General features: G+C 57.7%; 20 protein-coding genes. All 20 read left to right on the top strand.

The features are described 5' to 3' along the window. The first annotated feature begins 4 nt into the window (after window positions 1-4). Window positions 5-2,662, top strand: a complete 2,658-nt coding sequence (tssH, locus tag AC1RME_RS02455; protein WP_493090392.1) for a type VI secretion system ATPase TssH — start codon at window positions 5-7, stop codon at window positions 2,660-2,662. Window positions 2,663-2,672: 10 nt separating this feature from the next. Then, complete coding sequence (locus tag AC1RME_RS02450; protein ID WP_493090390.1) at window positions 2,673-4,193, top strand: sigma-54 interaction domain-containing protein; 1,521 nt, start codon at window positions 2,673-2,675, stop codon at window positions 4,191-4,193. 93 nt (window positions 4,194-4,286) lie between these two features. Beyond that, window positions 4,287-4,427 carry a hypothetical protein gene (locus tag AC1RME_RS02445; RefSeq protein WP_003229566.1) on the top strand — a complete coding sequence of 47 codons (141 nt, stop codon included), beginning with the start codon at window positions 4,287-4,289 and terminating at the stop codon, window positions 4,425-4,427. Window positions 4,428-4,445: 18 nt separating this feature from the next. Next, complete coding sequence (tagH, locus tag AC1RME_RS02440) at window positions 4,446-5,639, top strand: type VI secretion system-associated FHA domain protein TagH (protein WP_096817222.1); 1,194 nt, start codon at window positions 4,446-4,448, stop codon at window positions 5,637-5,639. Window positions 5,640-5,644: 5 nt separating this feature from the next. Then, on the top strand, window positions 5,645-6,145 hold the full coding sequence (tssJ, locus tag AC1RME_RS02435) for a type VI secretion system lipoprotein TssJ (protein ID WP_096817224.1): 501 nt from the start codon (window positions 5,645-5,647) through the stop codon (window positions 6,143-6,145). Between the two features lie 2 nt (window positions 6,146-6,147). Beyond that, a complete protein-coding gene (gene tssK / locus AC1RME_RS02430) occupies window positions 6,148-7,479 on the top strand; it encodes a type VI secretion system baseplate subunit TssK (RefSeq protein WP_096817226.1) in 1,332 nt (443 codons plus the stop codon). Window positions 7,480-7,484: 5 nt separating this feature from the next. Then, a complete protein-coding gene (gene icmH, locus AC1RME_RS02425) occupies window positions 7,485-8,360 on the top strand; it encodes a type IVB secretion system protein IcmH/DotU (RefSeq protein WP_007954389.1) in 876 nt (291 codons plus the stop codon). Between the two features lie 13 nt (window positions 8,361-8,373). Continuing rightward, window positions 8,374-11,913 carry a type VI secretion system membrane subunit TssM gene (tssM, locus tag AC1RME_RS02420; RefSeq protein ID WP_102620681.1) on the top strand — a complete coding sequence of 1,180 codons (3,540 nt, stop codon included), beginning with the start codon at window positions 8,374-8,376 and terminating at the stop codon, window positions 11,911-11,913. Further along, window positions 11,913-12,641, top strand: coding sequence for a PP2C family protein-serine/threonine phosphatase (locus tag AC1RME_RS02415; protein ID WP_011336583.1), 729 nt, complete (start codon window positions 11,913-11,915; stop codon window positions 12,639-12,641). The genes tssM and AC1RME_RS02415 overlap by 1 nt, the downstream gene beginning before the upstream one ends. Then, complete coding sequence (locus AC1RME_RS02410; protein ID WP_493090388.1) at window positions 12,638-13,639, top strand: serine/threonine-protein kinase; 1,002 nt, start codon at window positions 12,638-12,640, stop codon at window positions 13,637-13,639. Before AC1RME_RS02415 ends, AC1RME_RS02410 begins: the two co-directional genes overlap by 4 nt. A gap of 28 nt (window positions 13,640-13,667) precedes the next feature. Beyond that, complete coding sequence (locus tag AC1RME_RS02405) at window positions 13,668-15,704, top strand: type VI secretion system Vgr family protein (protein ID WP_493090386.1); 2,037 nt, start codon at window positions 13,668-13,670, stop codon at window positions 15,702-15,704. A 5-nt stretch (window positions 15,705-15,709) separates the two neighbouring features. Continuing rightward, window positions 15,710-16,723 (top strand): tetratricopeptide repeat protein, encoded by a 1,014-nt coding sequence (locus AC1RME_RS02400; protein WP_493090384.1) that lies wholly within the window; start codon window positions 15,710-15,712, stop codon window positions 16,721-16,723. A 16-nt stretch (window positions 16,724-16,739) separates the two neighbouring features. Continuing rightward, window positions 16,740-19,769, top strand: coding sequence for a DUF8812 domain-containing protein (locus AC1RME_RS02395; protein ID WP_493090382.1), 3,030 nt, complete (start codon window positions 16,740-16,742; stop codon window positions 19,767-19,769). Window positions 19,770-19,777: 8 nt separating this feature from the next. Further along, window positions 19,778-20,182, top strand: coding sequence for a hypothetical protein (locus AC1RME_RS02390; protein ID WP_493090380.1), 405 nt, complete (start codon window positions 19,778-19,780; stop codon window positions 20,180-20,182). Between the two features lie 349 nt (window positions 20,183-20,531). Beyond that, window positions 20,532-21,278 carry a lysozyme inhibitor LprI family protein gene (locus tag AC1RME_RS02385; protein ID WP_493090378.1) on the top strand — a complete coding sequence of 249 codons (747 nt, stop codon included), beginning with the start codon at window positions 20,532-20,534 and terminating at the stop codon, window positions 21,276-21,278. A gap of 41 nt (window positions 21,279-21,319) precedes the next feature. After that, the gene (locus AC1RME_RS02380) at window positions 21,320-21,724 is read left to right on the top strand and encodes a hypothetical protein (protein ID WP_493090376.1); all 405 of its coding nucleotides are present in this window, start codon (window positions 21,320-21,322) and stop codon (window positions 21,722-21,724) included. A 175-nt stretch (window positions 21,725-21,899) separates the two neighbouring features. Continuing rightward, complete coding sequence (locus tag AC1RME_RS02375) at window positions 21,900-22,298, top strand: hypothetical protein (protein ID WP_493090374.1); 399 nt, start codon at window positions 21,900-21,902, stop codon at window positions 22,296-22,298. Between the two features lie 28 nt (window positions 22,299-22,326). Continuing rightward, a complete protein-coding gene (locus AC1RME_RS02370; RefSeq protein WP_255261896.1) occupies window positions 22,327-22,758 on the top strand; it encodes a hypothetical protein in 432 nt (143 codons plus the stop codon). A gap of 9 nt (window positions 22,759-22,767) precedes the next feature. Next, window positions 22,768-23,229 (top strand): XAC2610-related protein, encoded by a 462-nt coding sequence (locus AC1RME_RS02365; protein ID WP_096817244.1) that lies wholly within the window; start codon window positions 22,768-22,770, stop codon window positions 23,227-23,229. A 20-nt stretch (window positions 23,230-23,249) separates the two neighbouring features. Further along, complete coding sequence (locus tag AC1RME_RS02360) at window positions 23,250-24,599, top strand: lysozyme inhibitor LprI family protein (RefSeq protein WP_493090372.1); 1,350 nt, start codon at window positions 23,250-23,252, stop codon at window positions 24,597-24,599. The last annotated feature ends 32 nt before the right edge of the window (window positions 24,600-24,631 follow it).

Here is a 24,631-nt window from a genome sequence, read left to right as displayed (position 1 = left end):
AGCCATGATCAACGTAGACCTGCAACAACTCATCCAGGCGCTGGACGCCGAAACCCGTCGCGATCTGGAGCGTTCGGCCGAGCGCTGCGTCGCTCGTGGCGGCAGCAAGATTCTGGTCGAAGACCTGATGCTGGGCCTGCTGGAGCGCCCGAACGGTCTGCTTTCCCGCGCGCTGCAAGATGCCGACGTTGACGCTGGCGAACTGAGCGCCGCTCTGCAATCGCGGGTTGAACACAGCGCCTCGCGCAACCCGGTGTTCGCGCCGGAGCTGGTGCAGTGGCTGCAAGACGCGCTGCTGGTGGCCAACCTTGAACTGGGCCAGACCTCGGTCGAAGATGCGGCGCTGATCCTCGCGTTGCTGCGCAACCCGATGCGCTACGCCGGCAGCCGCTACCAGCCGTTGCTCGCCAAACTGAACATCGATCGCCTAAAAGAATTTGCCCTGTCGCAACAGCCGCAAGCAGCGGCCAGCGGCAAACCGGCTGCCCAAGGCGAATCGCTGCTGGAGCGCTTCACCCACAACCTGACCCAACAGGCCCGCGACGGCAAACTCGACCCGGTGCTGTGCCGCGATGGCGCGATCCGCCAGATGGTCGACATCCTCGCCCGTCGCCGCAAGAACAACCCGATCGTGGTCGGTGAAGCCGGTGTCGGTAAAACCGCCATCGTCGAAGGCCTGGCCTCGCGCATCGCTGCCGGTGAAGTGCCGCAAGTGCTCAAGGGCGTCGAGTTGCTGTCGCTGGACATGGGCCTGTTGCAGGCCGGCGCCAGTGTCAAAGGTGAATTCGAGCGTCGTCTGAAAGGCGTGATCGACGAGGTCAAAGCCTCGCCGAAGCCGATCATCCTGTTCATCGACGAAGCCCACACCCTGATCGGCGCGGGTGGCAATGCCGGCGGTTCCGACGCGGCCAACCTGCTGAAACCGGCGCTGGCCCGTGGTGAACTGCGCACCATCGCCGCGACCACCTGGGCCGAGTACAAGAAATACTTCGAGAAAGACCCGGCACTGGCCCGTCGTTTCCAACCGGTTCAGCTGCACGAACCGACCGTGAGCGAAGCAGTGACCATCCTGCGTGGCCTGGCTCAGGTCTACGAGAAGAGCCACGGCATTTACCTGCGCGATGATGCGGTGGTGTCGGCAGCGGAACTGTCCGCACGTTACCTCGCCGGTCGCCAACTGCCGGACAAAGCGGTCGATGTACTCGACACCGCCTGCGCCCGCGTTCGCATCAGCCTCGCCGCTGCCCCGGAAAGCCTGGAGCGCCTGCGTGGCGAGCTGGCTGAAGGTGGCCGTCAGCGCCAGGCCCTGCGCCGCGATGCCGAAGCCGGTCTGCTGATCGACCACGAAGCGCTGGATGCACTGGAAGCGCGTCTGGACGAAGCCGAAGACGAAATGGTCGCACTGGAAACCCTGTGGACCGAGCAGAAACAACTGGCCGAGCGCCTGCTGGAACTGCGTCAGCAACTGGCCAAGGCCCGTGAAGCGGCGGCGGTCGAGCCGACAGTGACTGTTGAAGAAGACGCCGAAGGCACCGTGATCGAAACCCACGCAGCCGAAATCGACGAGGCCCTCAGCGTCGAAGCGCTGGAAGCGCAACTCAACGAAACCCACGGCGCCCTGACCGCCGCTCAGGTCAAGGAGCGTCTGGTCAGCTTCGAAGTCTGCCCGCGTCTGGTGGCCGAAGTGATCAGCGCCTGGACCGGCGTACCGCTGGCGCAACTGGCCCGCGAACACAACGCCAAAGTCGCAAGCTTCGCCACTGACCTGCGCACCCGCATCCGTGGTCAGGAACAAGCCGTCCACGCACTGGATCGCTCGATGCGCGCCACCGCTGCCGGTCTGAACAAGCCTGACGCACCGGTCGGCGTGTTCCTGCTGGTGGGCCCGAGCGGCGTCGGCAAGACCGAAACTGCTCTGGCACTCGCCGACCTGTTGTACGGCGGTGACCGCTTCATTACCACCATCAACATGTCCGAGTTCCAGGAGAAGCACACTGTTTCCCGCCTGATCGGTGCACCGCCAGGCTACGTCGGTTACGGCGAGGGCGGCATGCTCACCGAAGCCGTGCGCCAGAAACCGTACTCGGTGGTGTTGCTCGATGAAGTCGAGAAGGCCGACCCGGACGTGCTCAACCTGTTCTACCAAATCTTCGACAAAGGTGTGGCCAACGACGGCGAAGGGCGCGAGATCGACTTCCGCAACACGCTGATCCTGATGACCTCGAACTTGGGCAGCGACAAGATCAGCGACCTCTGCGAAGACGGCGCGCGTCCGACCGCCGAAGTGCTGGAAGAAACCATTCGCCCGGTGCTCAGCAAACACTTCAAACCGGCGCTGCTGGCGCGGATGAAAGTGGTGCCGTACTACCCGGTCGGTGGCCCGGTGCTGCGCGAGCTGATCGAGATCAAACTCGGTCGTCTGGGCGAGCGCCTGAACCGTCGTCAGCTGGATTTCAGCTGGTGCCAGAACCTCGTCGATCACCTGTCCGAGCGCTGCACCCAGAGCGAAAGCGGTGCGCGCCTGATCGACCACTTGCTCGACCAGCACGTGTTGCCGCTGGTGGCCGACCGCTTGCTCGACGCCATGGCCACCGGTGAAAGCCTCAAGCGCGTGCATGCGACGCTCGACGGCGACGCCAGCGTGACCTGCGAGTTCGCCTGAGGTGAGTGTGATGTTCACTCAAGTGCCGCAGCCACTGCTCTATGCCGAAGCCTTGCTGGCGCAGTTCGCCAGCCTGTCGCGCTCGGCGGACGGTGCTGCGCTGCTGGGTGACTTCGTGCGCGGTGTGGCCGGGTTGAGCGGTTGCGAATTGACGCAGCTGTACCTGCTCGACGCCACGCACACCAGCCTCGGAATGAACGCCGAGTGCCTCGACGGCTTGCTGCAACCGCGTGGTGCGGCGAGCCTGCCGGCGGATTACAACGGCGAGCAATTGCTGCAGTTCGCCCTGTGCCAGAACCGCGTGGTGTGCCTCGACGACCTGGGCGGCAGCCTGCACGAAACCAGTTTCCTGCCGGCATCGTTCGCGGCGTGGCAGTCGCTGTTGTGCGTGCCGCTGGTCAACGGGCAGAAGGCGGTCGAAGGCCTGTTGCTGTGCGCCAGCCGTCGCCACATCAACCTGCAAGGGTTTGCCGATTCCCTCGGTCAGCTCGGCTCGTTCGTGCTCGGTCAGTTGCATTTGCTGCAACGTCTGCGGCAACCGCAGGATGCAGTGGCGCCGATCGTGCGCAGCCTGCCGAGTGCCAGCGGCTACGGCCTGATCGGCAAGAGCGCGGCGATGCGCCAGACCTATTCGCTGATCAGCAAGGTCCTGCACAGCCCGTACACCGTGCTGTTGCGCGGCGAGACCGGCACCGGCAAGGAAGTGGTGGCGCGTGCGATCCACGATTGCGGCCCGCGCCGGTCTCAGGCGTTCATCGTGCAGAACTGCGCGGCGTTCCCGGAAAACCTGCTGGAAAGCGAGCTGTTCGGCTACCGCAAAGGCGCCTTTACCGGCGCCGACCGCGACCGCGCCGGGCTGTTCGACGCGGCCAATGGCGGGACCCTGTTGCTCGACGAAATCGGCGACATGCCGCTGGCGTTGCAGGCCAAATTGCTGCGCGTGTTGCAGGAAGGCGAGATTCGTCCGCTGGGTTCCAACGACACCCACAAGATCGACGTGCGCATCATCGCCGCGACGCACCGCGACCTGTCGGTGCTGGTCAGCGAAGGCAAGTTCCGCGAGGACTTGTACTACCGCCTCGCGCAATTCCCGATCGAGTTGCCGGCCCTGCGTCAACGCGAAGGCGACATCCTCGATCTGGCCAAACACTTCGCCGACAAGGCTTGCGCGTTTCTGCAGCGGGATCCGGTGCGCTGGTCGGAAGCGGCGCTGGATCACCTGTCCGGTTACACCTTCCCCGGCAACGTGCGCGAACTCAAAGGTCTGGTCGAACGGGCAGTGCTGTTGTGCGAGGGCGGCGAGTTGCTGGCCGAGCACTTTTCGCTGCGACTGGAACCGGCGCCGGAAGACCACTGCGGCCTCAATCTGCGTGAACGACTGGAAGCGGTCGAACGCAATCTGCTTCTCGATTGCCTGCGCAAGAACGACGGCAACCAGACGCTCGCCGCCCGGGAACTGGGCTTGCCCCGGCGCACGCTGCTTTACCGGCTAGGCCGTTTGAACATCAATCTGGGTGACTTCGATGGGTAGGCAAAAGTCCGTCGGTTTCACCTCGTCCGCTTATATCAGCGCCGCCCGAAAGGGTCGGCGCTTTGTGCTTTGTCTACACCTGGAGACCCTCTGATGTCTGTTCGTCACTGGCACGCTGTCCTGCTGACCCTCGTCGTTCTATGCGGCCTCGGCGGCTGTAGCGGCAATTACAAATTCAACGATAACGATTACCGCCCATTGGGTGATCCGCAGGCGGTCAATCGCGGCAAGTGACCGCAAGGAGCATCAAACATGGAATTGGTTTTCGAAATGCTGAACACCAAGCAGTTCGTGCCCACCGAGCTGTGCCAGCGGACCTTCAAACAGGCCGGCGGCGTGATCGGGCGGGGTGAGGACTGCGACTGGATCATCCCTGACCGCAAGCGTCACTTGTCCAACCACCACGCGATCGTCAGTTATCGCGAGGGCACGTTCTTCCTGACCGACACCAGCAGCAACGGTGTCCAGGACGGCGACAGCGGCGCACGCCTGCACAAGGGCGAACCGGTGCGCATCGAGCACGGCAGCACCTACGTGCTGGGCGACTTCGAGATTCGCGCGCGTCTGGTGCGCGACCCGGCGACCTTCGACGGTGAAGCGGGCCTGCCACGGGCCGCCGGCACCATCATTCCGGACGACGCGTTCCTCGACCTCGACCCGCTGAAGTCGCTGGAGCAGCAAGAGCGCGTGTACTCGGAATTCGAGGAAATGCTCGCGCCGGTCACCGACCCCGAAGACTCCCGTCAGCGCGCCGACTATGCGCGCATCGACATGGAAAGCCTGATGGTGCCGGAGCTGATCGTCGAGCCCAAGCCTGAACCTGCGCCGGCTCCGAAAGAGGTCGAGCGTCAGCCACAGGGTTTCTGGGATCACTTCGGTGCTGCACTGGGGGTCGATCTGAAAGGCCTGAGCCATGACGAGCGCGAAGCACTGGCGGTCAATGCCGCACGCCTGCTGCGCCAGAGTATCGGCGGTCTGCAACAGAGCCTGCGCACCCGCTCCGAGCTGAAAAACGAACTGCGCCTGGCCCAGACCACCGTGCAAGGCACCAACAAGAATCCGCTGAAATTCGCCGTCGATCCGAGCGAAGCGCTGGACATCCTGTTGCAGCCGCACAAGCCGGGCCACTTGCCGGCCGAGCAGGCGATCTCCCGTGCGTTCCGCGACTTGCAGGCGCATCAGGTGGCGCTGCTGACCGCCAGCCGTGCGGCGGTGCGCGGCACCCTGGAGCACTTCTCGCCGGAGCAGTTGACCCTGCGTTTCGAGCGCGACAACAAGCCGTTGCTCGCCACTTCCGGTGGCCGCTGGAGAGCGTTCAACCGCTACCACCACGCGCTGCGTCAGGACGATGAGTGGAGCGAGCGCCTGCTGGCCCGCGACTTCGCCCAGGCCTACGAAGAACAGATCCGCCTGATCTCCACCCTCCACACCGACCACCAAGGATGATGCGCATGTCTCGCCGCTCGACCGCTTTTTTCCAGACGCTGACCGCGCTCACCCTGTTGGTGCTGCTCGCCGGTTGCTCGTCGATGTCGCCGTATTCGAAAGTGACCAAGATCAACCTCAAGATCACCGGCAGCGATCAACTGAACCCGGACCTCAACGGGCGTCCGTCGCCGATCGTGGTGCGCCTGTTCGAACTCAAGCACCCGGTGACCTTCGAGAACGCCGATTTCTTCAGCCTCTATGAGCGCGCCAAGGAATCCCTCAACCCGGACCTGGTGGCCAGCGAAGAACTCGAACTGCGCCCGGGTGAAACCGTGGAACTGAAACTCAGCGTGGAGGAGGGCAGCCGCTACATCGGCATCCTCGCCGCCTACCGCGACCTGCCGGAAACCAAGTGGCGCCACACGTTCCCGATCACGCCGCTGGAAGTCACCGAAGCCGATCTGACGCTGGATCAGGCCGGTATCCGCAAAACCAACGATGTGCTCGCCAAGGCGGATGACTGATCATGAATACCCATAAAGTCATCTGGCAGGAAGGCATGCTGCTGCGTCCGCAGCACTTCCAGCACAACGACCGCTACTACGATCACCAGATGAAGACCCGCACCCAGTTGCTGGGCGGCTACACCTGGGGTTTCCTGAATCTCGAGATCGACTTGCAGTTCCTCAACATGGGCAAACTGGTGATCAGTGAAGCCTCGGGGATCCTGCCGGACGGCAGCCTGTTCGAACTCGGTGGCAACACCGAACCGCTGGCGCTGGACGTGCCGCCGAACACCGGCAACATGCCGATCTACCTGGCACTGCCATTGGTTACCGGTAACCACATCGAGGCCCGTCGCCCGGAGCAGTCCGACGTGCTGGCGCGTTACACCGCTTATGAAACCGAAGTGGCCGACTCCAACGCCGGTGACGATTCGGCGAGCCAGGTCAAATGCGGTCGCCCGGACTTCAAGCTGTTGCTCGGCGAGCAGCAGAGCGACCAGGCTTACGTGAAGCTGAAGATCTGCGACGTACTCGACACCACGCCGGACGGCGTGATCAGCCTCGACCCGGATTTCGTGCCGACCTACATTCAGGCCCACGCCTCCAGCTACCTGCTGTCGTGCCTGAAAGAAGTGATCAGCATGCTCGGTCACCGTGGCGACACCATTGCCGAGCGTATTCGTTCGAACGGCAAGGTCGGCGGCGCGGAAATCGGCGACTTCATGATGCTGCAACTGATCAACCGCACCGAACTGCTGCTGCGCCATTACCTGGGCCTGGAGCAGGTTCACCCGGAAGAGTTGTACCGCACGCTGCTGACCATGCTCGGTGATCTGGCGACCTTCTCCAGCGACAGCAAACGCCCGCGTCTGGACAGCCGTTACTCCCACGCCGACCAGGGTGCGAGCTTCCGCAAACTGATGGAGTCGATCCGTCAGGTGCTGTCGATGGTGCTGGAACAACACGCCATCGAACTGATCCTGCAAGCGCGTCAGTACGGGATCATCGTGTCGCCGCTGCACGACCACAAACTGCTGGGCTCGGCGTCGTTCGTGCTGGCAGCCAGTGCCAACTGCGACTCCGAAGAACTGCGCAACCGCTTGCCTGCGCACCTCAAGGTCGGCCCGGTGGAGCGCATCCGCCAACTGGTCAACCTGCACCTGCCGGGGATCAAGGTCAAACCGTTGCCGGTGGCCCCGCGGCAGATCGCGTTCCACTCCAACAAAACCTATTTCATCCTCGAACTCAGTTCCGAAGACCTGGCACAACTCGAGCGCTCCGGCGGCTTCGCGTTCCATGTGTCCGGCGAATTCGCCGAGCTTGAACTGAAATTCTGGGCCATCAGGAACTGACCGACATGATCAAGGACATGGAACACAACCAGGACGACAAAACCGTCCTGCTCGACCGTCAGGGCCATGGCCCGGCGGCGAGTCCGCTGACCGACTTCGCTGCGCCGCCGCGCTTCGAACAACTGGAAGAACGGATGATCTACGCCGCGCGCCTGCGTCCGGCGGAGGCCTTCAACATCAGCCTCAATTCGCTGGTGGCGGCGTCGTCCGAACTGCTGTCGGAAGTGGTGCGCCTCAAGCACAGCGAAACCCGCGAAGACCTCTACGCGCTCAACGAGCGCCTGACCGCCGGGCTCAAGCTGTTTGAAGTGCGCGCCCTGCACAACGGCGCCGAAAGCAGCCAGGTGATGGCCGCCCGTTACGTGCTCTGCACCGTGGTCGACGAAGCCGTCGTGACCACGCCGTGGGGCAACGAAAGCGAGTGGTCGCAGATGAGCCTGCTCAGCAGCTTCCACAATGAAACCTTCGGTGGCGAGAAGTTCTTCCAGCTGCTCGATCGGCTGTCGAAAAACCCGGTCAAACACCTGCCGATGCTGGAGCTGATGTACCTGTGCCTGTCCCTCGGTTTCGAGGGTAAGTACCGCGTGCAGGCCCGCGGCATGCTGGAACTCGAAGGCATCCGCGACGCCCTGTACCGCCAGATCCGTCAGTTGCGTGGCGACGTGCCGCGCGAATTGTCGCCGCAGTGGGAAGGCCTCAACGATCAGCGCCGCAACCTGGTGCGCATCGTGCCGGCGTGGATGGTGGTGCTGTTCACCTTCGTCTGCCTGGTGATGATGTATTCGGGTTTCGCCTGGGTCTTGGGCGAGCAGCGCGACACCGTGCTGCAACCTTATCAGCCGCTTGATCCGGCCGCGGTCCAGCCGCAGTCGCAGCCGTAAACAGGGACGTGTGATGAAAAAGTTTTTCAAGAAAGTCGGCGCCTTCCTGCGCCAGACCTGGGTCTGGACCTTGCTGCTGGTGCTGTTCGTGGCCCTGCTGGTGTGGTTCGTCGGCCCGTTGTTGGCGGTGGATGACTACAAGTTCTGGGAAGGTTCGACCTCCCGGTTGCTGACCATCAGCGTGCTGTTCCTGATCTGGGGCCTGACCATGGTCTTCGTCAGCTGGCGCGCCGGTATCCGCAAGAAAGCCGTCGAAGAAACCGAAGATGGCCAGGACCGTATCCGTCGTGACGACCTGATCGAAGAAGAGCAGAAAGAGTTGAAGGAGCGTTTCAAGGACGCCCTGAAAACCCTGAAGACTTCGAGCCTGTATCGCGGCCGCAGCGAGCGCTGGCGCAGTGATCTGCCGTGGTACTTGCTGATCGGCCCGCAGGCCAGCGGCAAGACCAGCCTGCTGGATTTCTCCGGGCTGGAATTCCCGATCAACAAGATCGACCGCAAGCTGACCCGTGACACCCACGGCACCCGTCATTGCGACTGGTACTTCGCCGATCACGGTGTGCTGATCGACACCGCCGGCCGCTACCTGACCCAGCCGGATTCGGAAGTCGACGGCAGCGCCTGGACCACTCTGCTGGAACTGCTGCGCAAGCGTCGTCGTGGCCGTCCGCTGAACGGTGTGCTGGTGACCATTCCGGTGGAAACCCTAACCAGTGGCAGCGAGCAGGACATCGACACTCTGGCTCGCCAGGTGCGTGCGCGTCTGCAAGACGTCTATCAGAAGCTGCACGTCGATGTGCCGGTGTATCTGGTGCTGAGCAAGGCTGACAAGCTGCTGGGCTTCGACGAGTTCTTCGACCAACTGACCCGCGAAGAAAGCGATCAGGTGCTGGGTACCAGTTTCCGCAAGGATCAGGTCGGCACCGACGTGGCTGTGCTGCGCAGCGAGTTCGAAGAGCTGCTGCGTCGCCTCAACAGCCAGGTGATCATGCGCATGCACTCCGAGCGCGACACCCAGCGCCGTGGCCGCATCCTCGACTTCCCGCACCAGATGGGCCAGATCGGCGAGCGCCTGTGCCTGTTCGTCGACATGGCGTTCACCGGCAACCGCTACCAGCGTGCGACGCAACTGCGTGGTTTCTACCTGACCAGCGCACCGCACCTGACCCACGAAATGGATTCGACCACCGCCGGCATCGGCGCGAGTCTGGGCATGAGCGCCGGCGTGCTGCCGACGCTGCGCAGCGGTCGTTCGCGTTTTATCCACCACTTGCTCAGCCGGGTGATTTTCCCGGAGGCTGATCTGGCCGGTCTGGACAAGCGCGAACGCAGCCGTATCCATTGGGGCCAGCGTGCGTTGTACGTCGGTGCATTGGGTGCACTGGCGCTGTTCGGCATGCTCTGGGCCGGTGGTTTCTCGGCCAACTACGAGCGTCTGGAAAACCTGCGCAATCTGGCGCAGAACTGGACCCAGCAACGCACGGCACTGTCGCCGCGCGATGACGCCATGGGCACGCTGAAAACCCTCGACACCAGCTACGCCGCGACTCAGGTGTTCCCGAAGAAGGGCGACGCTGCGTACCACGAGCGCGTTGGTCTGTATCAGGGCCAGGACGTCAATCCGGTGGTCAAGGAAGCGTACGAGCGCGAGCTTGAAAAGCAACTGCTGCCACGAGTTGCAACCATGCTCGAAGGCCAGATCCGCGCCAACATGAAGGACCGCGAAAAGCTGATCAACAGCCTGCGCGCGTACCTGATGCTGAACATGAAGGATCGTCGCGACGCGGCATGGCTCAAGGACTGGGTCGCCACCGACTGGTCGCAGCGCTACACCGGCAACACCGCGGTGCAGAACGGTTTGAACGCGCACCTTGAGCGTCTGCTGAAGCTGCCGTTTATCTACCCGCTCAACGAGCAACTGGTGACTCAGGCGCGTCAGGTTCTGCGCAGTGAATCGCTGGCAAACGTGGTTTACCGCATGCTCCGTGAGCAGGCGCGCAACCTGCCGGACTATCGCTTCAGCCAACATCTCGGCCCGCAGGGCTCGCTGTTCATCGGCACCGAATACGTGATCCCGGGCTTCTACACCCAGACCGGTTATCAGCAGTATTTCTCGGTACAGGGTTCGGCGCTGGTGACCGACATCCTGCGTGACAACTGGGTGCTGGGCGAAGGCGCGGGCATCAGCGACATGGATCTGCGTCGCCTGATGGTCGAGCTGGAGCAACTGTACTTCCGCGACTATGCCAACTACTGGAGCGAGGCCGTTGGCCAGGTGGCACTGCCGCCGATCAGCGATGCCGGTGAAGGCGCCGAGCAACTGGCGGGCCTGACCTCGGCCAACTCGCCGGTGCTGGCGCTGTTGACTGAAGTGCGCGAAAACACCCGCTTCCAGGCAGCCCCTGAGCCGGTGGATGAAGCCGGTGACGCCGCCGATGCGCTGGCGGGGCAGAAGGGCAAACTGGGCAAGGTCGGCAAACTCGCTTCCGCTGTCGCGGACAAGGCTTCGGCCATGAACGTGGCGAAGAACCTGCCGGACACCGCCAAGAAGTCCCTGCAACGTCGTTTCGAACCGCTGCATAAACTGCTCGACGACAACAACGGCCCGGCCGCTGACCTGACCCCGGCATTCGCCGCGCTCAACGACCTGCAACTGCAACTGGCGGGCCTCGCCCGTTCCAGTACGCCGGAGCAAGCCGCGTTCGAACTGGCCAAGACCCGCATGAGCGGCCAGCGTGATGCGCTGACCAACCTGCGCAATGCGTCGGGTCGTCTGCCGCGTCCGCTGAGCGTGTGGTTCAACGTGCTGGCCGAAGACTCGTGGCGCCTGGTGCTCAACGATGCCTACCAATATCTGAACGGCCGTTATCAGAGCGAGCTGTACAGCGTGTATGGCAAGACCATCAACCAGCGTTACCCGTTCAGCGCGTCGAGCACCAGCGATGTGGCGATCAGTGATTTCCGCGAGTTCTTCCGGGCTCAAGGCACCATCGACCGCTTCTTCGACAGCTACATGCGTCCATTCGTCAGCGGTGATCCGGGCAGCTACCGGATGCGCAGCATCGACGGTCGCAGCCTGCCGGTGTCCAAGGTCTTCCTCGACCAGATGGCGGCTGCACTGAACATTCGCCAGAGCTTCTTCTCGATCAACCCGGCCGAGCCGACCGTGCAGTTCAAGCTTGAGCCGTACACCCTCGATCCGGCGGTCAGCCGTTCCGAGTTCAAGTTCGGCGACAAGACCATGGAATACCGCCACGGTCCGATCCTGCCGATGAACTTCAAGTGGCCGACCGATGCTGAAGACGGTCGCACCAGCCTGGTCATGGACAAGATGGCCGGTCGCCCGATCGGTATCGAGAAGAACTCCGGCCCGTGGTCGCTGTTCCGTCTGTTCGACCTGATGCAGACCGAATACCTGACCGGTCGTGACGTGCTGGTGCTGAAAGCCGACGTGGGTGGCCTGCGCGCCAACTACCTGCTGACCAGCCAGCGCACGCCGAACCCGTTCGACATGGGCGTGATGCGCACCTTCCGTATGCCGGTGCAGCTCTGATGCTGGTGGCCAGTCCCTGGCGCAGCGCGGCGCGAACCGACCCGGGCAAGGTGCGGTCGCGCAACGAAGATGCCTTCCTCGACACCCCGCAGCATGGGCTGTGGGTGGTCGCGGACGGCATGGGCGGTCATCAGGGTGGCGACATTGCCAGCCAGTTGATCGTCGCCAGCCTGGCTGAACTGCCGCAGCACGAAGACTTCGACGAACGCCTCAAAGCCATCCGCCAGTGCCTGCACTGGCTGAACCGGCGCCTGGGGCAAGAGTTGACCGTCACCGCCGGGCGTCACGACAGCATCATGGGCAGCACCGTCGTGGCGCTGCTGGTGGACGGCAATCGCGCGGCCTGCATCTGGGCCGGCGACAGTCGTTGCTACATGTGGCGCGGGCAGCGTCTGTATCAGCTGTCGAAGGACCATTCGCTGCAGCAGCAACTGATCGACGAGCAACAGATGAGCGTCGAACAGGCAGCGGCGCACCCGGCCGCCCAGGCCTTGACCCGGGCGGTCGGCGCGGCGGAACAACTGACCCTGGATGTGCTGGAGCTCGAAGTCTATCCGGGCGACGTATTCCTGCTGTGCAGCGATGGTTTGTATCAAGGCCTGAGCAGCGATGCCCTCGGCAATGCTCTCAGCCTGGCGGCGCCGCATGTGGCGCTGGAACGTCTGTTCGACGGCGCCCTGCGGGGTGCCGCTCGCGACAATCTGACTGCCGTGGTGATCCGCCAATGACTGAAATCGAATCCTCAGTCGACGACTTGTTGATGAGCGAAGAGCAGGCCAACAACCTGACCTACTTCGCCTTCGCCAAGGAAAACAAGGCAGAGCCTTTGCTGGCGCCAACCAAGGCCAGCATCGGTGCACTGCCGGACGTACTTGCCGGCCGCTATCACCTCGAGCGTCTGCTCGGGGCCGGCGGCATGGGTGCGGTTTACCGGGCCCGGGATCTGCTGCACGAACAGTTCGGCGATCCTGATCCTTACATTGCGCTGAAAATCCTCAGCGAAGAATTTGCCGAGTCGCCGGACGCCAGCGCCTTGCTCTACAGCGAGTTCGCCCTGACCCGACGCCTGCGCCACGACAACGTGCTGCGACCGCACACGTTCGAAGTGGACACTGATTGCCAGCGTGCCTTCATCACCATGGAACTCATGCGTGGCCTGACCCTGGACAAACTGCTCTGCGAGCGGCCGCTGGGCCTGCCGTGGAAAGAACTGCGCGACATCGCGCTGCCGCTGCTCGACGCGCTGGCCTACGCCCACCGTCGCGGCGTGCTGCACGGTGACATGAAACCGAGCAACGTCATGCTCTGCGAAGACGGCGTGCGCCTGTTCGACTTCGGTCTCGGGCAAGCCGAGGAGGGCATCCTGCCCGGCCTGCCGCACCTGAGCCGCGAGCGCTTCAACGCCTGGACCCCGGGTTACGCCGCCCCCGAACTGCTTGAGGGCCAACCGTTGTCTGCCAGCGCGGACGTGTACGGCGTGGCCTGCGTGATCTATGAACTCGCGGGCGGCAAACACCCGTTCCGCCGCTTGCCCTCGACCCAGGCCCGTGACGAACACCTGGATCGTGAACTGCAAGCCCCGGCACATCTGCCGACACACTGCTGGCCCGCGCTGCGCACCGCGCTGGCCTTTGACGCGGCAGAGCGCAACATTTCTGCCGACCAATTGCGTGACGCCTTGGGCGCCACTTCGTCCTGGCTGCAGCGTTTGCGACTGCGGGCGTAACGGATGACATTCGAACAGGGAGCACACTATGTTCAACCCAGCTAACGAAACGCACTTCAGCCTTACCGTTGAAGACTACGTGGGCGACCTGCAAGTCCTGTCGTTCACCGGCACCGAAGGCATCAGCCAGCCGTTCCGTTTCGACCTGGAACTGGTCAGCGAAAACCCGGATCTGGACCTGGAAAAGCTCCTGCACAAACAGGCGTTCCTGGCACTCGATCCACAGGGCTCCGGCATCCATGGCCAGATCTACCGCGTCGCCCAGGGCGATGCCGGCAAGCGCCTGACCCGCTACAAGGTCTCGCTGGTGCCGCAGCTGCAATACCTGCATCACCGCACCAACCAGCGCATTTACCAGCAGATGTCGGCGCCGAAAATCATCGCGCTGATCCTCGACGAGCACGGCATCAAGGGCAACGCCTACAGTTTCCAGCTGAGCCAGCCATGCCCGGATCGCGACTACTGCGTGCAGTACGACGAAACCGATCTGCACTTCGTCCAGCGCCTGTGCGAAGAAGAAGGCATTCACTACCACTTCCAGCACAACCCGAAAGGTCACCTGCTGGTGTTTGGCGATGACCAGACCGTGTTCCCGAATCTCGGCCAGCCCACTGCGTACGTACAGGGCAGCGGCATGGTCGCCGAAGAGCCGGTGATCAAAGGCTTCCGGCTGCGCCTGGAAACCCGCACCAGCCGCACCACCCGCCGCGACTACGATTTCGAAAAACCGCGCCTGCAAATGGAAGCTGCCTACAAACCTGATGGCGAGAGCACCGAACCGGATCTGGAAGACTACGACTACCCCGGCCGCTTCATCGACCGCGCGCGCGGCAAGTTCCTCAGCCAGCGCGCCCTCGAACGCCACCGCGCCGACTATCGTCAGGCCGAAGGTCGCGGCGATCAGACCAGACTCGTCAGCGGCCACTTCATGGAAATGTCCGACCACCCGCGCAGCGAGTGGAACGACCTGTGGCTGCTCACCGAAATCTTCCACGAAGGCAAACAGCCGCAAGTCCTCGAAGAGTCGGTCACCAGCGACACCACCGACAACAAGGACGACTTCCACCAGGGCTACCGCAACACCTTCCTCGCCACTCCATGGGACGTGTTCTACCGCCCGGCCCTCGAACACCCGAAACCCCGCGTGCTCGGCAGCCAGACCGCCATGGTCACCGGCCCCAAAGGCGAAGAAATCCACTGCGACCAATACGGCCGCATCAAAGTGCAATTCCACTGGGACCGCGAAGGCCTGGCCGACGACAAAACCAGCTGCTGGCTGCGCGTTTCCAGCTCCTGGGCCGGCGACCGCTACGGCGCCATCTCCATCCCGCGCATCGGCATGGAAGTCCTCGTCACCTTCCTCGAAGGCGACCCCGACCAGCCCCTCGTCACCGGTTGCCTGTACCACAAGGAAAACCCGGTGCCCTACGCCCTCCCGGCGAACAAAACCCGCAGCGTCTTCAAAACCCTCAGCTCCCCGGGCGGCGGTGGCTACAACGAACTGCGCATCGAAGACAAAAAAGGCGCCGAACAAATCTTCATCCACGCCCAGCGCGACTGGGATGAAAACGTCGAACACGACCAAAAGATTCGCGTCGGCAATGAACGCCACGACACCGTGGTGAAGAACACCTACACCGAACTCAAGGCCGAAGAACACCGCACCACCATCAGCGACCGCAAGATCGAAGCGCGGATGGACGACCACCTGACTATTGGCGAGAGCCAGCATGTGAAGCTCGGGACTGCGCAACTGACCAGTGCAGGGAAAGAGATTCACATCAAGGCTGGGGACAAGATTGTCATTGAGGCGGGGACTGAGCTGACGATTCTCGGCGGCGGCAGTTTCATCAAGCTCGATGGCGGTGGTGTGACCGTGGTTGGGCCGGTGGTGAAGATTAATGCTGGCGGTTCGGCTGGCTCGGGGACCGGGATCGGGATTAAACCGCCGGTGCTGCCGGGGGCGGCGGATAAGGATAAGGCGGGGAGTTTGATGGATCAGGCGTTGTTGAATGCGCCGCCTGAGAAGGTTAAGCCGAAGGCTTTTTTTGTGTTTTCTGAGTGATCGACATGAATGGTTTTTTGAAGAAGAGGAATGGCTTCGCGGTAGCTGCTTTCACCGCCTCGCTGCTGAGCCTGTTTCATGGCAGCGCTTACGCGGACGAGTGTCCGTCTGAGGACTTTTCCCAGTTCCTGCCGGCGTACTCTGCGAATGCTGAAACTCAGCAACGGTTGACTGCGATGACGGTGAAGTCGCTGGTATTGAAACCGGTTGGTGAGCACGGGGTTTTTGAACCGCAAACGACGGGAGTCAACAGCTCGACATTGGCCTTTCCACTGATGGCACCCGTAGCCACAGGCAAGACAGAAGGTGTCGAAGTCGAAGCGGTTGACGACAGTCATTTCAACGTTGTTGATAAGCGTGCAGGTAACAGCAACATCAAGATCTTTAACTTTTCTCGCCAGGCGTGCTGGGTTCTGGAGGGCGTTGAGGATTGGTCGATTAGCGAGAAAGACCTTGTTATATCGGGTTCTCCGACCATGAGTACGGCAGAGAGCATCTGCTATCAACGCGCGCGGAATTTCGAGGGTCTAGGTGGACTGGAAAAGTATTATCTGACAGGAGAGTTTTTCGAGGCAGCGTTGGAAAACTATGTTTGCGCCGCTGCTTCGGGGGATCCTCAGGCGAGTTTGGATGCTGCGAGTTTGAGTCTCTCTGGCATGGCACCGCAGTTGGAAACAGGCAAGGTTGAGTCGCTTTTCAAGGCTGCGGCAACAACCCTGGCGGATGGCGCCGCTTCTCTATCGACATTTTATTGTTACGGAAACAACCCATCTGCTGAAGGTGCGTGCCAACACCCCGATGAGGCCGAAAAAGAACTTATTCGTTCTGCCTCAATGGGATCGAGGGATGCAATGAACTATTTAGGTTACTCCTTCGAAACGGGAGGGCTAGTAACTCGGGATTTATCAAGAGCACTAGCGTGCTATCGCTTGGCAGCGGATAAAGGTAATGAAACTGCCCTGAAAAATTTTAATCGATTGAAAGCGCAATCAGCTGAAGCCAGCAGCTATTGCTACTAATTTGCAGGAAGCAGAAATGACTGAACCACTTGATTTAAAAAGTAACTACACCGGTGGCGACTACGTTTACAAAATGGGCGGTGATGGTTTTCAAACGAACGCCGCCGGTAAGAAAAAAATTGACTGTTCTCATATGGTAAATCTGCTGCTGACAGGCGCTGGATATAATATTCCATATGAAGACACCCGTAACATGGATACCTCCAGTTACTACACAATGATTGAGCCACAGAACGTAAAGCGAGGTGATATCGCCTTATGGATCAATGCCACTCCTAACAAACCAGGTGATCCGATTTTTCATACAGGGATTATAGAGGACTACAACCCTGCTACAGAAGTTGGGCATATATTCGGTGCTCAAAATAGTACAGGGCCAGCGATAACAATATTTGGCCCCAAACCACCCAGCCACTATTGGCCGAAAGCTACAAAATTCTTAAGAGCAAAGGAAAGTTTTCGAACAGGTACAAACCCTGCACCTGCACCTGCACCTGCTCCATCTACAACAGTGCCGCTAATAAACTTTCAATATCCATTTCGAAAAGCAGACGGTAAACAGTTTTCTGATGCGGAAGAAGTATACAAGTTGCTTGAGAATGAAACATCCGGGCATTATTTGTTGGGAAGTAACAAGTTCTGGCACGGTGGAATTCACATCAGCGATGCGGGCGCACCCCAATGTATTTTGAACGAACCGATTCGTTGTATGGCTGATGGTGAAGTCGTGGCCTATCGCCTTAACGAGGACTATCAAAAATCGACATTCGGCACAGGAGAAACGGCTAAAAAACTGGATTATTCCAGCTCCTTCTGTCTCGTGCGACATGAATACAAATCTGCGCCAAATCCTGAAGATGGGCCAAACAAAGGAAAGCAAAACGAGCTGGTTTTCTATAGCTTATATATGCATCTTTTGCCTTATAAGCACTATCCTCTAGCGGACAATGAAAAGCCAAATCCGATAGTGACGATGACTGTAAATGATTTTAAGGCGTATGATGACTTTCCCGATACGAATAATTTTCCATATCCAGGAAAGTTAGCGAAGCACACAAAGCTTGAGGTTTTGGAAAAGCGCTCAGTTGAAAATATTACCTACGCTAAGGGGAAAATACTCTCCGGTAGTGTAAAGCATGGATCAACAAAAGTTCGCGAAGCAGGGCAAGAGGTATGGTTTGCGTACTTAAAAAATAATGAACCATATCAAAACTCTAGTCACAATGCTATTTGGGTAGCAGATGTGCTACCCGAGCGCGCCAAACCGAAATATTGGCAAGGCAAGGTAAAAGCTAAAACCACTCAGCGTTTAGCTATGTTCGATGCGCCGACGAACCCTGCGAACGGGCAACCTGCAGGTGCACGCATTGCAAGCAATCGAGAAATCACAGTAGGCAGTATCATTGAGTTCGATAGCAAAGATGTAGTGAATTTAGTGGTCGGAAATAAACTAAGGCGTATGGCGCCCTGCACCCCAGTGGATGCCAGTATTTGGAATGATAATGGGGCTGTACCAAGTAATTTTTGGGCGATTATCGAAAGCGAGAAGGATAGTCAGTACACGCAATGGGAGTCGCTCACTCCTACAAATTTTGAAGTTGTCACGACTAGTATCGGCATCAAGGCCGGTGATCCGATTGGTTATTTAGGTAAGGCTGAAAATTTATTAAATGAAAGTGGTCTTACGGATAGTAAATTTCAAGTTCATGTTGAACTGTTTACAGCTCAGGCTGAAATAAAAGACTTTCTAGATAATATCGCTGCATTAAAAGTCGGTCGTCAGTATTTACATTTGCCGAAAGGTGCACGGCTTAAGAAAAAATCTCCTGCTACTGGAACGAGTGATCCTTTAAAAGAAGAGCACGCTATTGATCTAGGCAAGGTGCCGGTTATAAAGGAAGGCAATGAGGATTGGTATGAGATTTCCGTGAGTGATGAAGATCAACCGATTTCTGGGTTGGTGAAAAAATCTGACGCAAAATTTATCACTCCACACGATTGGACTAAAATGGGGTTTCAGCTGGTTGAGGAGAGCAATTCCGCTGCTGACGGCTTTCTTGATCCCAATGATATGCCTGACTTTTTTAAAAATCTTTTGAAAAAAATAGACAAAAACCACGACGGAGAGGTAGATCCATCTGAGCTTGCTGAAGCATTGAAAAGTACGGAGACACGGCAGCATTGGACAAAGTTAGTAGCACACCATCCTACGGAGTGGAAGGATGATACAAAATCAGAGAAGTGGAAGAGATTGGACACTCTCCTAGAAGATTCTGAAAAGTTACTGAAGCATGAAAAGGAAAGAATAGATTCATTCATCTTCTGGGATAAGTTGGCTGATAAAACCCCAGCGGGTACGGGATTGATTTACCATTTCCACCCTATAGGTTTCGTTTCAAATTTTCTCGCGATGGAGGATGATAATGATCTGAAGTGGCTAAAAGTTGAGAGGGGACAACTGACTTTTGATGTGGAAGGTAATGATATAGAGGATTCGTCGAATTCTTTGCATATGTATTTCAGTCGAAAAGCACATTGGCCTGGCGGAGCATCCGGTATTACGATCGGAAGAGGATATGATCTTGGTAAAAAATCAGATCCAATGAGTGATCTAACTGCAGTAGGTATCCCAGAGCCATTGTTGAGTTGGTTGGTTGGAGCAAAAGGTCTAAGCGGTACTGCTGCACGGGAATATCTTAATAACGCCAGTCCTGAAATTCGGAAGACATTCATCACGCGTAAACAGCAATATAAATTGTTTGTTTCTGTATATGAAATCATGAAAAATTATGTCATAACGATTTCTGAGCAGTCTTTCAACGTCGGTCACTATGGTCCGCTGAACTGGGATGCTGTTGATACAAAGATCCAAGATATGATCGTGGACTTGACTTATCGTGGCGATTATAAGCCTTCATCAAGGATAATTGTTCAGCGACCGTTTGTTGAAAATAATAAAGCTGAGTTGAAGACGGTTATGTCCCTTGAAAATAATTGGCCTGGTGTTCCTGCTGCCAGATTCTCTGCACGAAAAAACTATCTATGAGGTTGAAATTGAAAAATATTGCGCTATTGATTGGCTTAGCTTTCTCCTGTTGTGTATTTGCTACAGAGGAAAAAAAGGTCACAACGGACGTATATAAAGCGGATACGGCCATGGTCGCTGGTAAGTTGGTACGCTATTATCAGACTTTTGCTAGCCCCTGCATTATGGTTCAGATTTTGATACCTGGTGGAGGGGGGGGAGCCAGTAATTCAAAAAAATTCTGCAGTATCTCAGGGAAAAGTTTTAATGATGACTTTTCTGAAGTTATTTTGGAGCGTGGGGAGTTTTCAAAGGAAGGTCTTTCGCTCATCATGAAACTTATGCCTCTGACTGAAGGTGCAGATGTTGTTGAAGTATGCAGTTTTAAAGTTGAAGGTGAGGTGCTTAGTGAGGCGGAATGTAATGTTAAATAGCAAATAATCAAAGAAGGCAAATTTATCTGTTGTATTAATGGGAAGATTTGTTTTTTTACTCGGCGGTCTTGGACTTGGCTTGGGGGGGAATAAATCTGTCCCGATCGTTGCTATAGCTTCGTCCCATTTTTGTTCAGCTTTACTAGGTCGAATGATTTGGTTCGGTTTATTGCTCTGTCCTTATTTATGTATTGCGGTATGGTTTAGTGAGAAAAGGTGACAGATTTATTTGTGGTGTTGCGCTCAGTGGCTTTGACTTAGGTACGGCGTTTAAATAGATTTGTTCAATGTATTTAGATTCAAGCAAGTTCTAGTTTTCTGTTGTGTTTTTTTCGGATATCAAAGGATTATGAATTTTAGATTTATTCTTGTTGTGGCTTTTTCTTTGCTGTCTTCGGTTGTGAAAGCAGAAGGAACTATGATTGCGACCGTGCTTCAGGCGGATTTTTCCAAAGATCCAGAAATACGACTGCTCGTCAGGGTTCTCGACGTAGGAGGGGGGCCGGGTGATACCTCGATGGCCCTTCGTAAAGAGTGTCTGGAGAGGGTTAAGTCAGCCGATCGCCCCGGCCCGGACCCATGCTTTTCGATTGAAATCACCGAGAGCAAAAAACAACGGGCCATCGTTCGCCAAACGCTGCTGAATGATCCTCAGCGCTCAACCGACCCGATCTATCTGGAGATTGTTTACCAGTCTGAAGTCAGTGCGACCGATCCGACCAATCATCATAGGCGCTCTGCCTGGCTGAAGATTGAAGAGAACGGTTTCTACAATTGGAACAACGAAACCAAGCAGGCGTTGGCGGACGTTGTGTGGCCAACTGCGTCGAGTGGAGCGCTTGATCTGGTTGTGACGGATACGGATGCACTGCTCAACCTCGTTTACCGGGAGCGCATGGAACGGTTGGACGAAAATGCACAGAAAGGTCTGAGAGAAACCCAAAGGGCCTGGATGAAATTTCGCGATGCGGAGTGTCTGCCTGAGCCGAAATCGTCTAAATCGGTTTTCGGGGAGTGGTCGAACTCCTGCTTGATTCGCGCGACGATAGAGCGAGCCCGTCAATTGGCTATGGCTCCGGACAAGAGCAAACAGTGAACTAAAGCATTTGATCAACAGGTTTATGGAGTGGGTGAGTCTTGAAAGGATTGTCGCTGTTTTCAGTTTTGTGTTTTTCATGTTGTGCATTTGCAGGCAACGCACGAGGGCCGGTCGTCGATATATACAAAGCCGATGTCGCTTACGTTTCCGGAAAACTGGTCCGTTATTACCAAACGTTCGATAGCCCCTGCGTCAATATTCAGATTCTCAAGCCTGGGGGACAAGGAGCAGCGAGCGACTCGATGGAGTTCTGCGACATTGAAGGGAAGAACTTTAACAACGGCTTCACCGACGTCTCATTGGATAAGGCCACGTTTTCCGACACCGAATTGCAGTTGACCTTCAAGCTGATGTCGCTGGTTGGAGTGAATGAAACTACCGAATTATGCAGATTCCGCGTTGATGGTGAACATCTCGCAGAACCTGAATGTACGGCGCAGTAAGGGTCGTGCATTGCATATCGGTCAGCCATGCCATCGGAGATTCAGAGTGAAAGTCGTTCCCCTGTTGTTCCTGGCGTTGACGTGGGCGTTGTCCGCAAACGCAGCGCCAGCCGGTGTCAGTACAAGCCATACAATGCCCACCGCGATGGTCGCTGCACTCACAAAGGAAGACCAAATGCCTGCCGAGAGTTTTCGCGCCATTGCAGATGGCGTGGTGAACTGGAGCGGTGGAACGATAGCTGCCGTGGTGATTGAAGATCCGAATGGTATTTGCGCGATTTACAGGTATCAAGACGGCCGGTTGGATCTGCCTTTTGACGGCGTGCCTTGTAAGTTTCTGGGGCCACCCACGCTGATGTCGGACAGAAAAACTGCTTTACCCGATGTCGTGTTCGCCGTCGAGTTGTTTGTCCCCAACCTGGGTGCGATGGTCAACCACAAGGTCGCGTTTTACTACGATGCCGAAAAAAACGCTTATTGCGAAAGTCAGTCGCTTGCGCGTTGGTACCAGTTTGGAAATCGTGCACTGGCTCCTAATCTTCGGGACGGTCAGTGTGTAGCGGGATCGGAATAGGCCCGTGCCCCCGATCTCTCATAAGGAAATGAACGTGAAAAAAGTACTTTTTCTTCTATCCAGCCTCTTCCCGCTGGTAGCCCACAGCGCAGTCACCAGCGAATCCTTTTGCTTCGAACTCTCTGAATCCAGCCCGGTAAAGTTTGAGTTCCGTACCTTTTACGATGCCTCCAGCAAATGGTCTGGCGGCTTCGTCAAGTACGCCAAGTCCAGCGAGCCAATTTCCATTGTGTTGACGGACACCCAGAACGAAATGCTCGGCGCCGACGCCCCTTGGCAGAGCGCCACAACGTGGTCTGAAGTCATCAACGGCAAGGTCGCGGGAACCTACGAGTTCGTGACTCAAGGGACACAGATCGTCTCGATGACGTACACGAAGAAGTCCAACGGCAAGGTTTACTATTTCGGAAATAACACTAGCGTCGACTCCTCTTTGGAGTCCGGATGCAAGTGGGAGTAGGGCGAACACATGAGATCAAAAACTCTAGCAGTATCACTGCTCGGCCTGCTGTGGGCGATGCCGGTGTTAGCCGAAACCACTACGTTCAGCCCAACCAAAGGCGTCGAAGCAACACTGGTTCTCGAAGGCTCCACGCTGAACGTCGCGGTTAAAGGCGAAACGAATAACGAGTCGCGGACAATCGATTTTCAAGCTGAAAACGAACTCCATGTGCAGGTCGATGATTTCAATTTTGACGGAGTAAAGGATTTCGCGATCTGGCAGCTTGATGACGGAATGGGCACTTACGACTACTACCGGGTGTTCATTTACCAAGCCAAAACCGGCACGTTCGAAGAATTGCAGCCGGACTGTGGCGATGGTTTCGTTAATTTGCGCGTCGACAAAAAGCGTAAAGCGTTGCTCAGCACCTATTGGGAAATGAACATAGCCAAGCAATGCGTCACCCGGTTCGCCAAACGCAAAGCCTGAATGACTCAAGGAAGAACACAGTGAAACGTTTTGTTTTTACCCTGCTGGCCCTGTTGCTGCCTGTTTCAGCGGTGTACGCGCAGGATGACTGCAGCCAAGTCACCTCAAGCCTGGAAATGGTGCCCTGCTCGGAGGCAGCGAAGAAGGCTGCCGATACGCAGTTGAACGTCAGCTACAAGCAATTGATGGCGCGGCTTGAGTCTGACTATCGAGCAGATCCGGCATTGGGCGCGGATTACGCGGCGAAGGTTAAAGAGTCGCAACGTGCGTGGTTGAAATTGCGCGATGCGAACTGCCCTTTGGAGGCATTCGAGATCGAGACGGGGATGCCGGCGCATGTGTTCGCGGTCAACTCATGCATCGCCAGAATGAGCCGCGAGCGCTCGGCGTATCTGGACGAGATCGCGCCTGGACAACCTGAGCAGTCATCCAATAAAAGCGTTGCGTGCCCATCTGACGACTTCATGCCGTTCCTTGCAGCATTTTCTGCCGATAGCCAATCACAACGCAGGTTTACGGCGATGACGGTCAAATCGCTCGCGTTGAAACCGACAGCCGAAGCCGGTCATTTCGAACCGATCGTTACGGGTGTGAAAGGTGCCGAGTTGGGCTATCCGTTAATGGCACCCATCCCCTCCCGCAAGATTCTGGGAGTCAAGATACAAGAGCTCGACGATAGCCATTCCATCGTTGTGGATAAGCGCGCAGGTTGGAGCCACGTCAAAGTATTCAACTTTTCGCGGCAGGCCTGTTGGGTGCTTGAAGGCGTTGAAGACTGGTCGATCAGTGATAAAGATCTGGTCGTTGCGAGCAAGCCCAAGCTGAGCAAGGAAGAGAATTTCTGTTACCAACGTGCCGAGGCGTTCGAAGCATTGGGGGCTCCGGAAGATCAACCGCTCACGGTCGAGTTGTTTGAAGCCACGTTGGAAAACCTGTTGTGCGCAGCACGCTCTGGAGACCCACTCGCCAGTTACAAAGCTGCCATTCTGAGTCTCTCGGGTATGGCGCCGCAGGTGCCGACGGACACGCTGGAGTCGTTATTCAAAGCAGCAGCCACTACGTTGCCCAACGGTGCGATGGGGCTTTCCGAGTTTTACTGTGACGGCAACGAGCTTACCTTCGACGGGCCCTGCAAAAATCCCGCGCTCGCAGAGCAAGCGCTGATCGGCGCTGTGAAAATGGGTAATGCCGTCGCGATCAGCAAGTTGGGATCGACCTTTGCGAGCGGCGAGTGGGGTACCAAAGACCCCTCCCGAGCCATGGCCTGCTTTCAATTGGCTCTCGCCCAGGGTTACGAAGGGGCGAACTTCGGTCTGGAACATCTGAAGAAAAATTCCACCACTGAAATCAAACCCAGTTATTGCCTCTGACTGCCCCCGAAGCCGGACGGTTTTCCTTTAAA

The organism is Pseudomonas sp. GW822-FHT03F08 (genome assembly GCF_058801265.1).
This window is presented reverse-complemented; position numbering and strand designations above follow the sequence as displayed.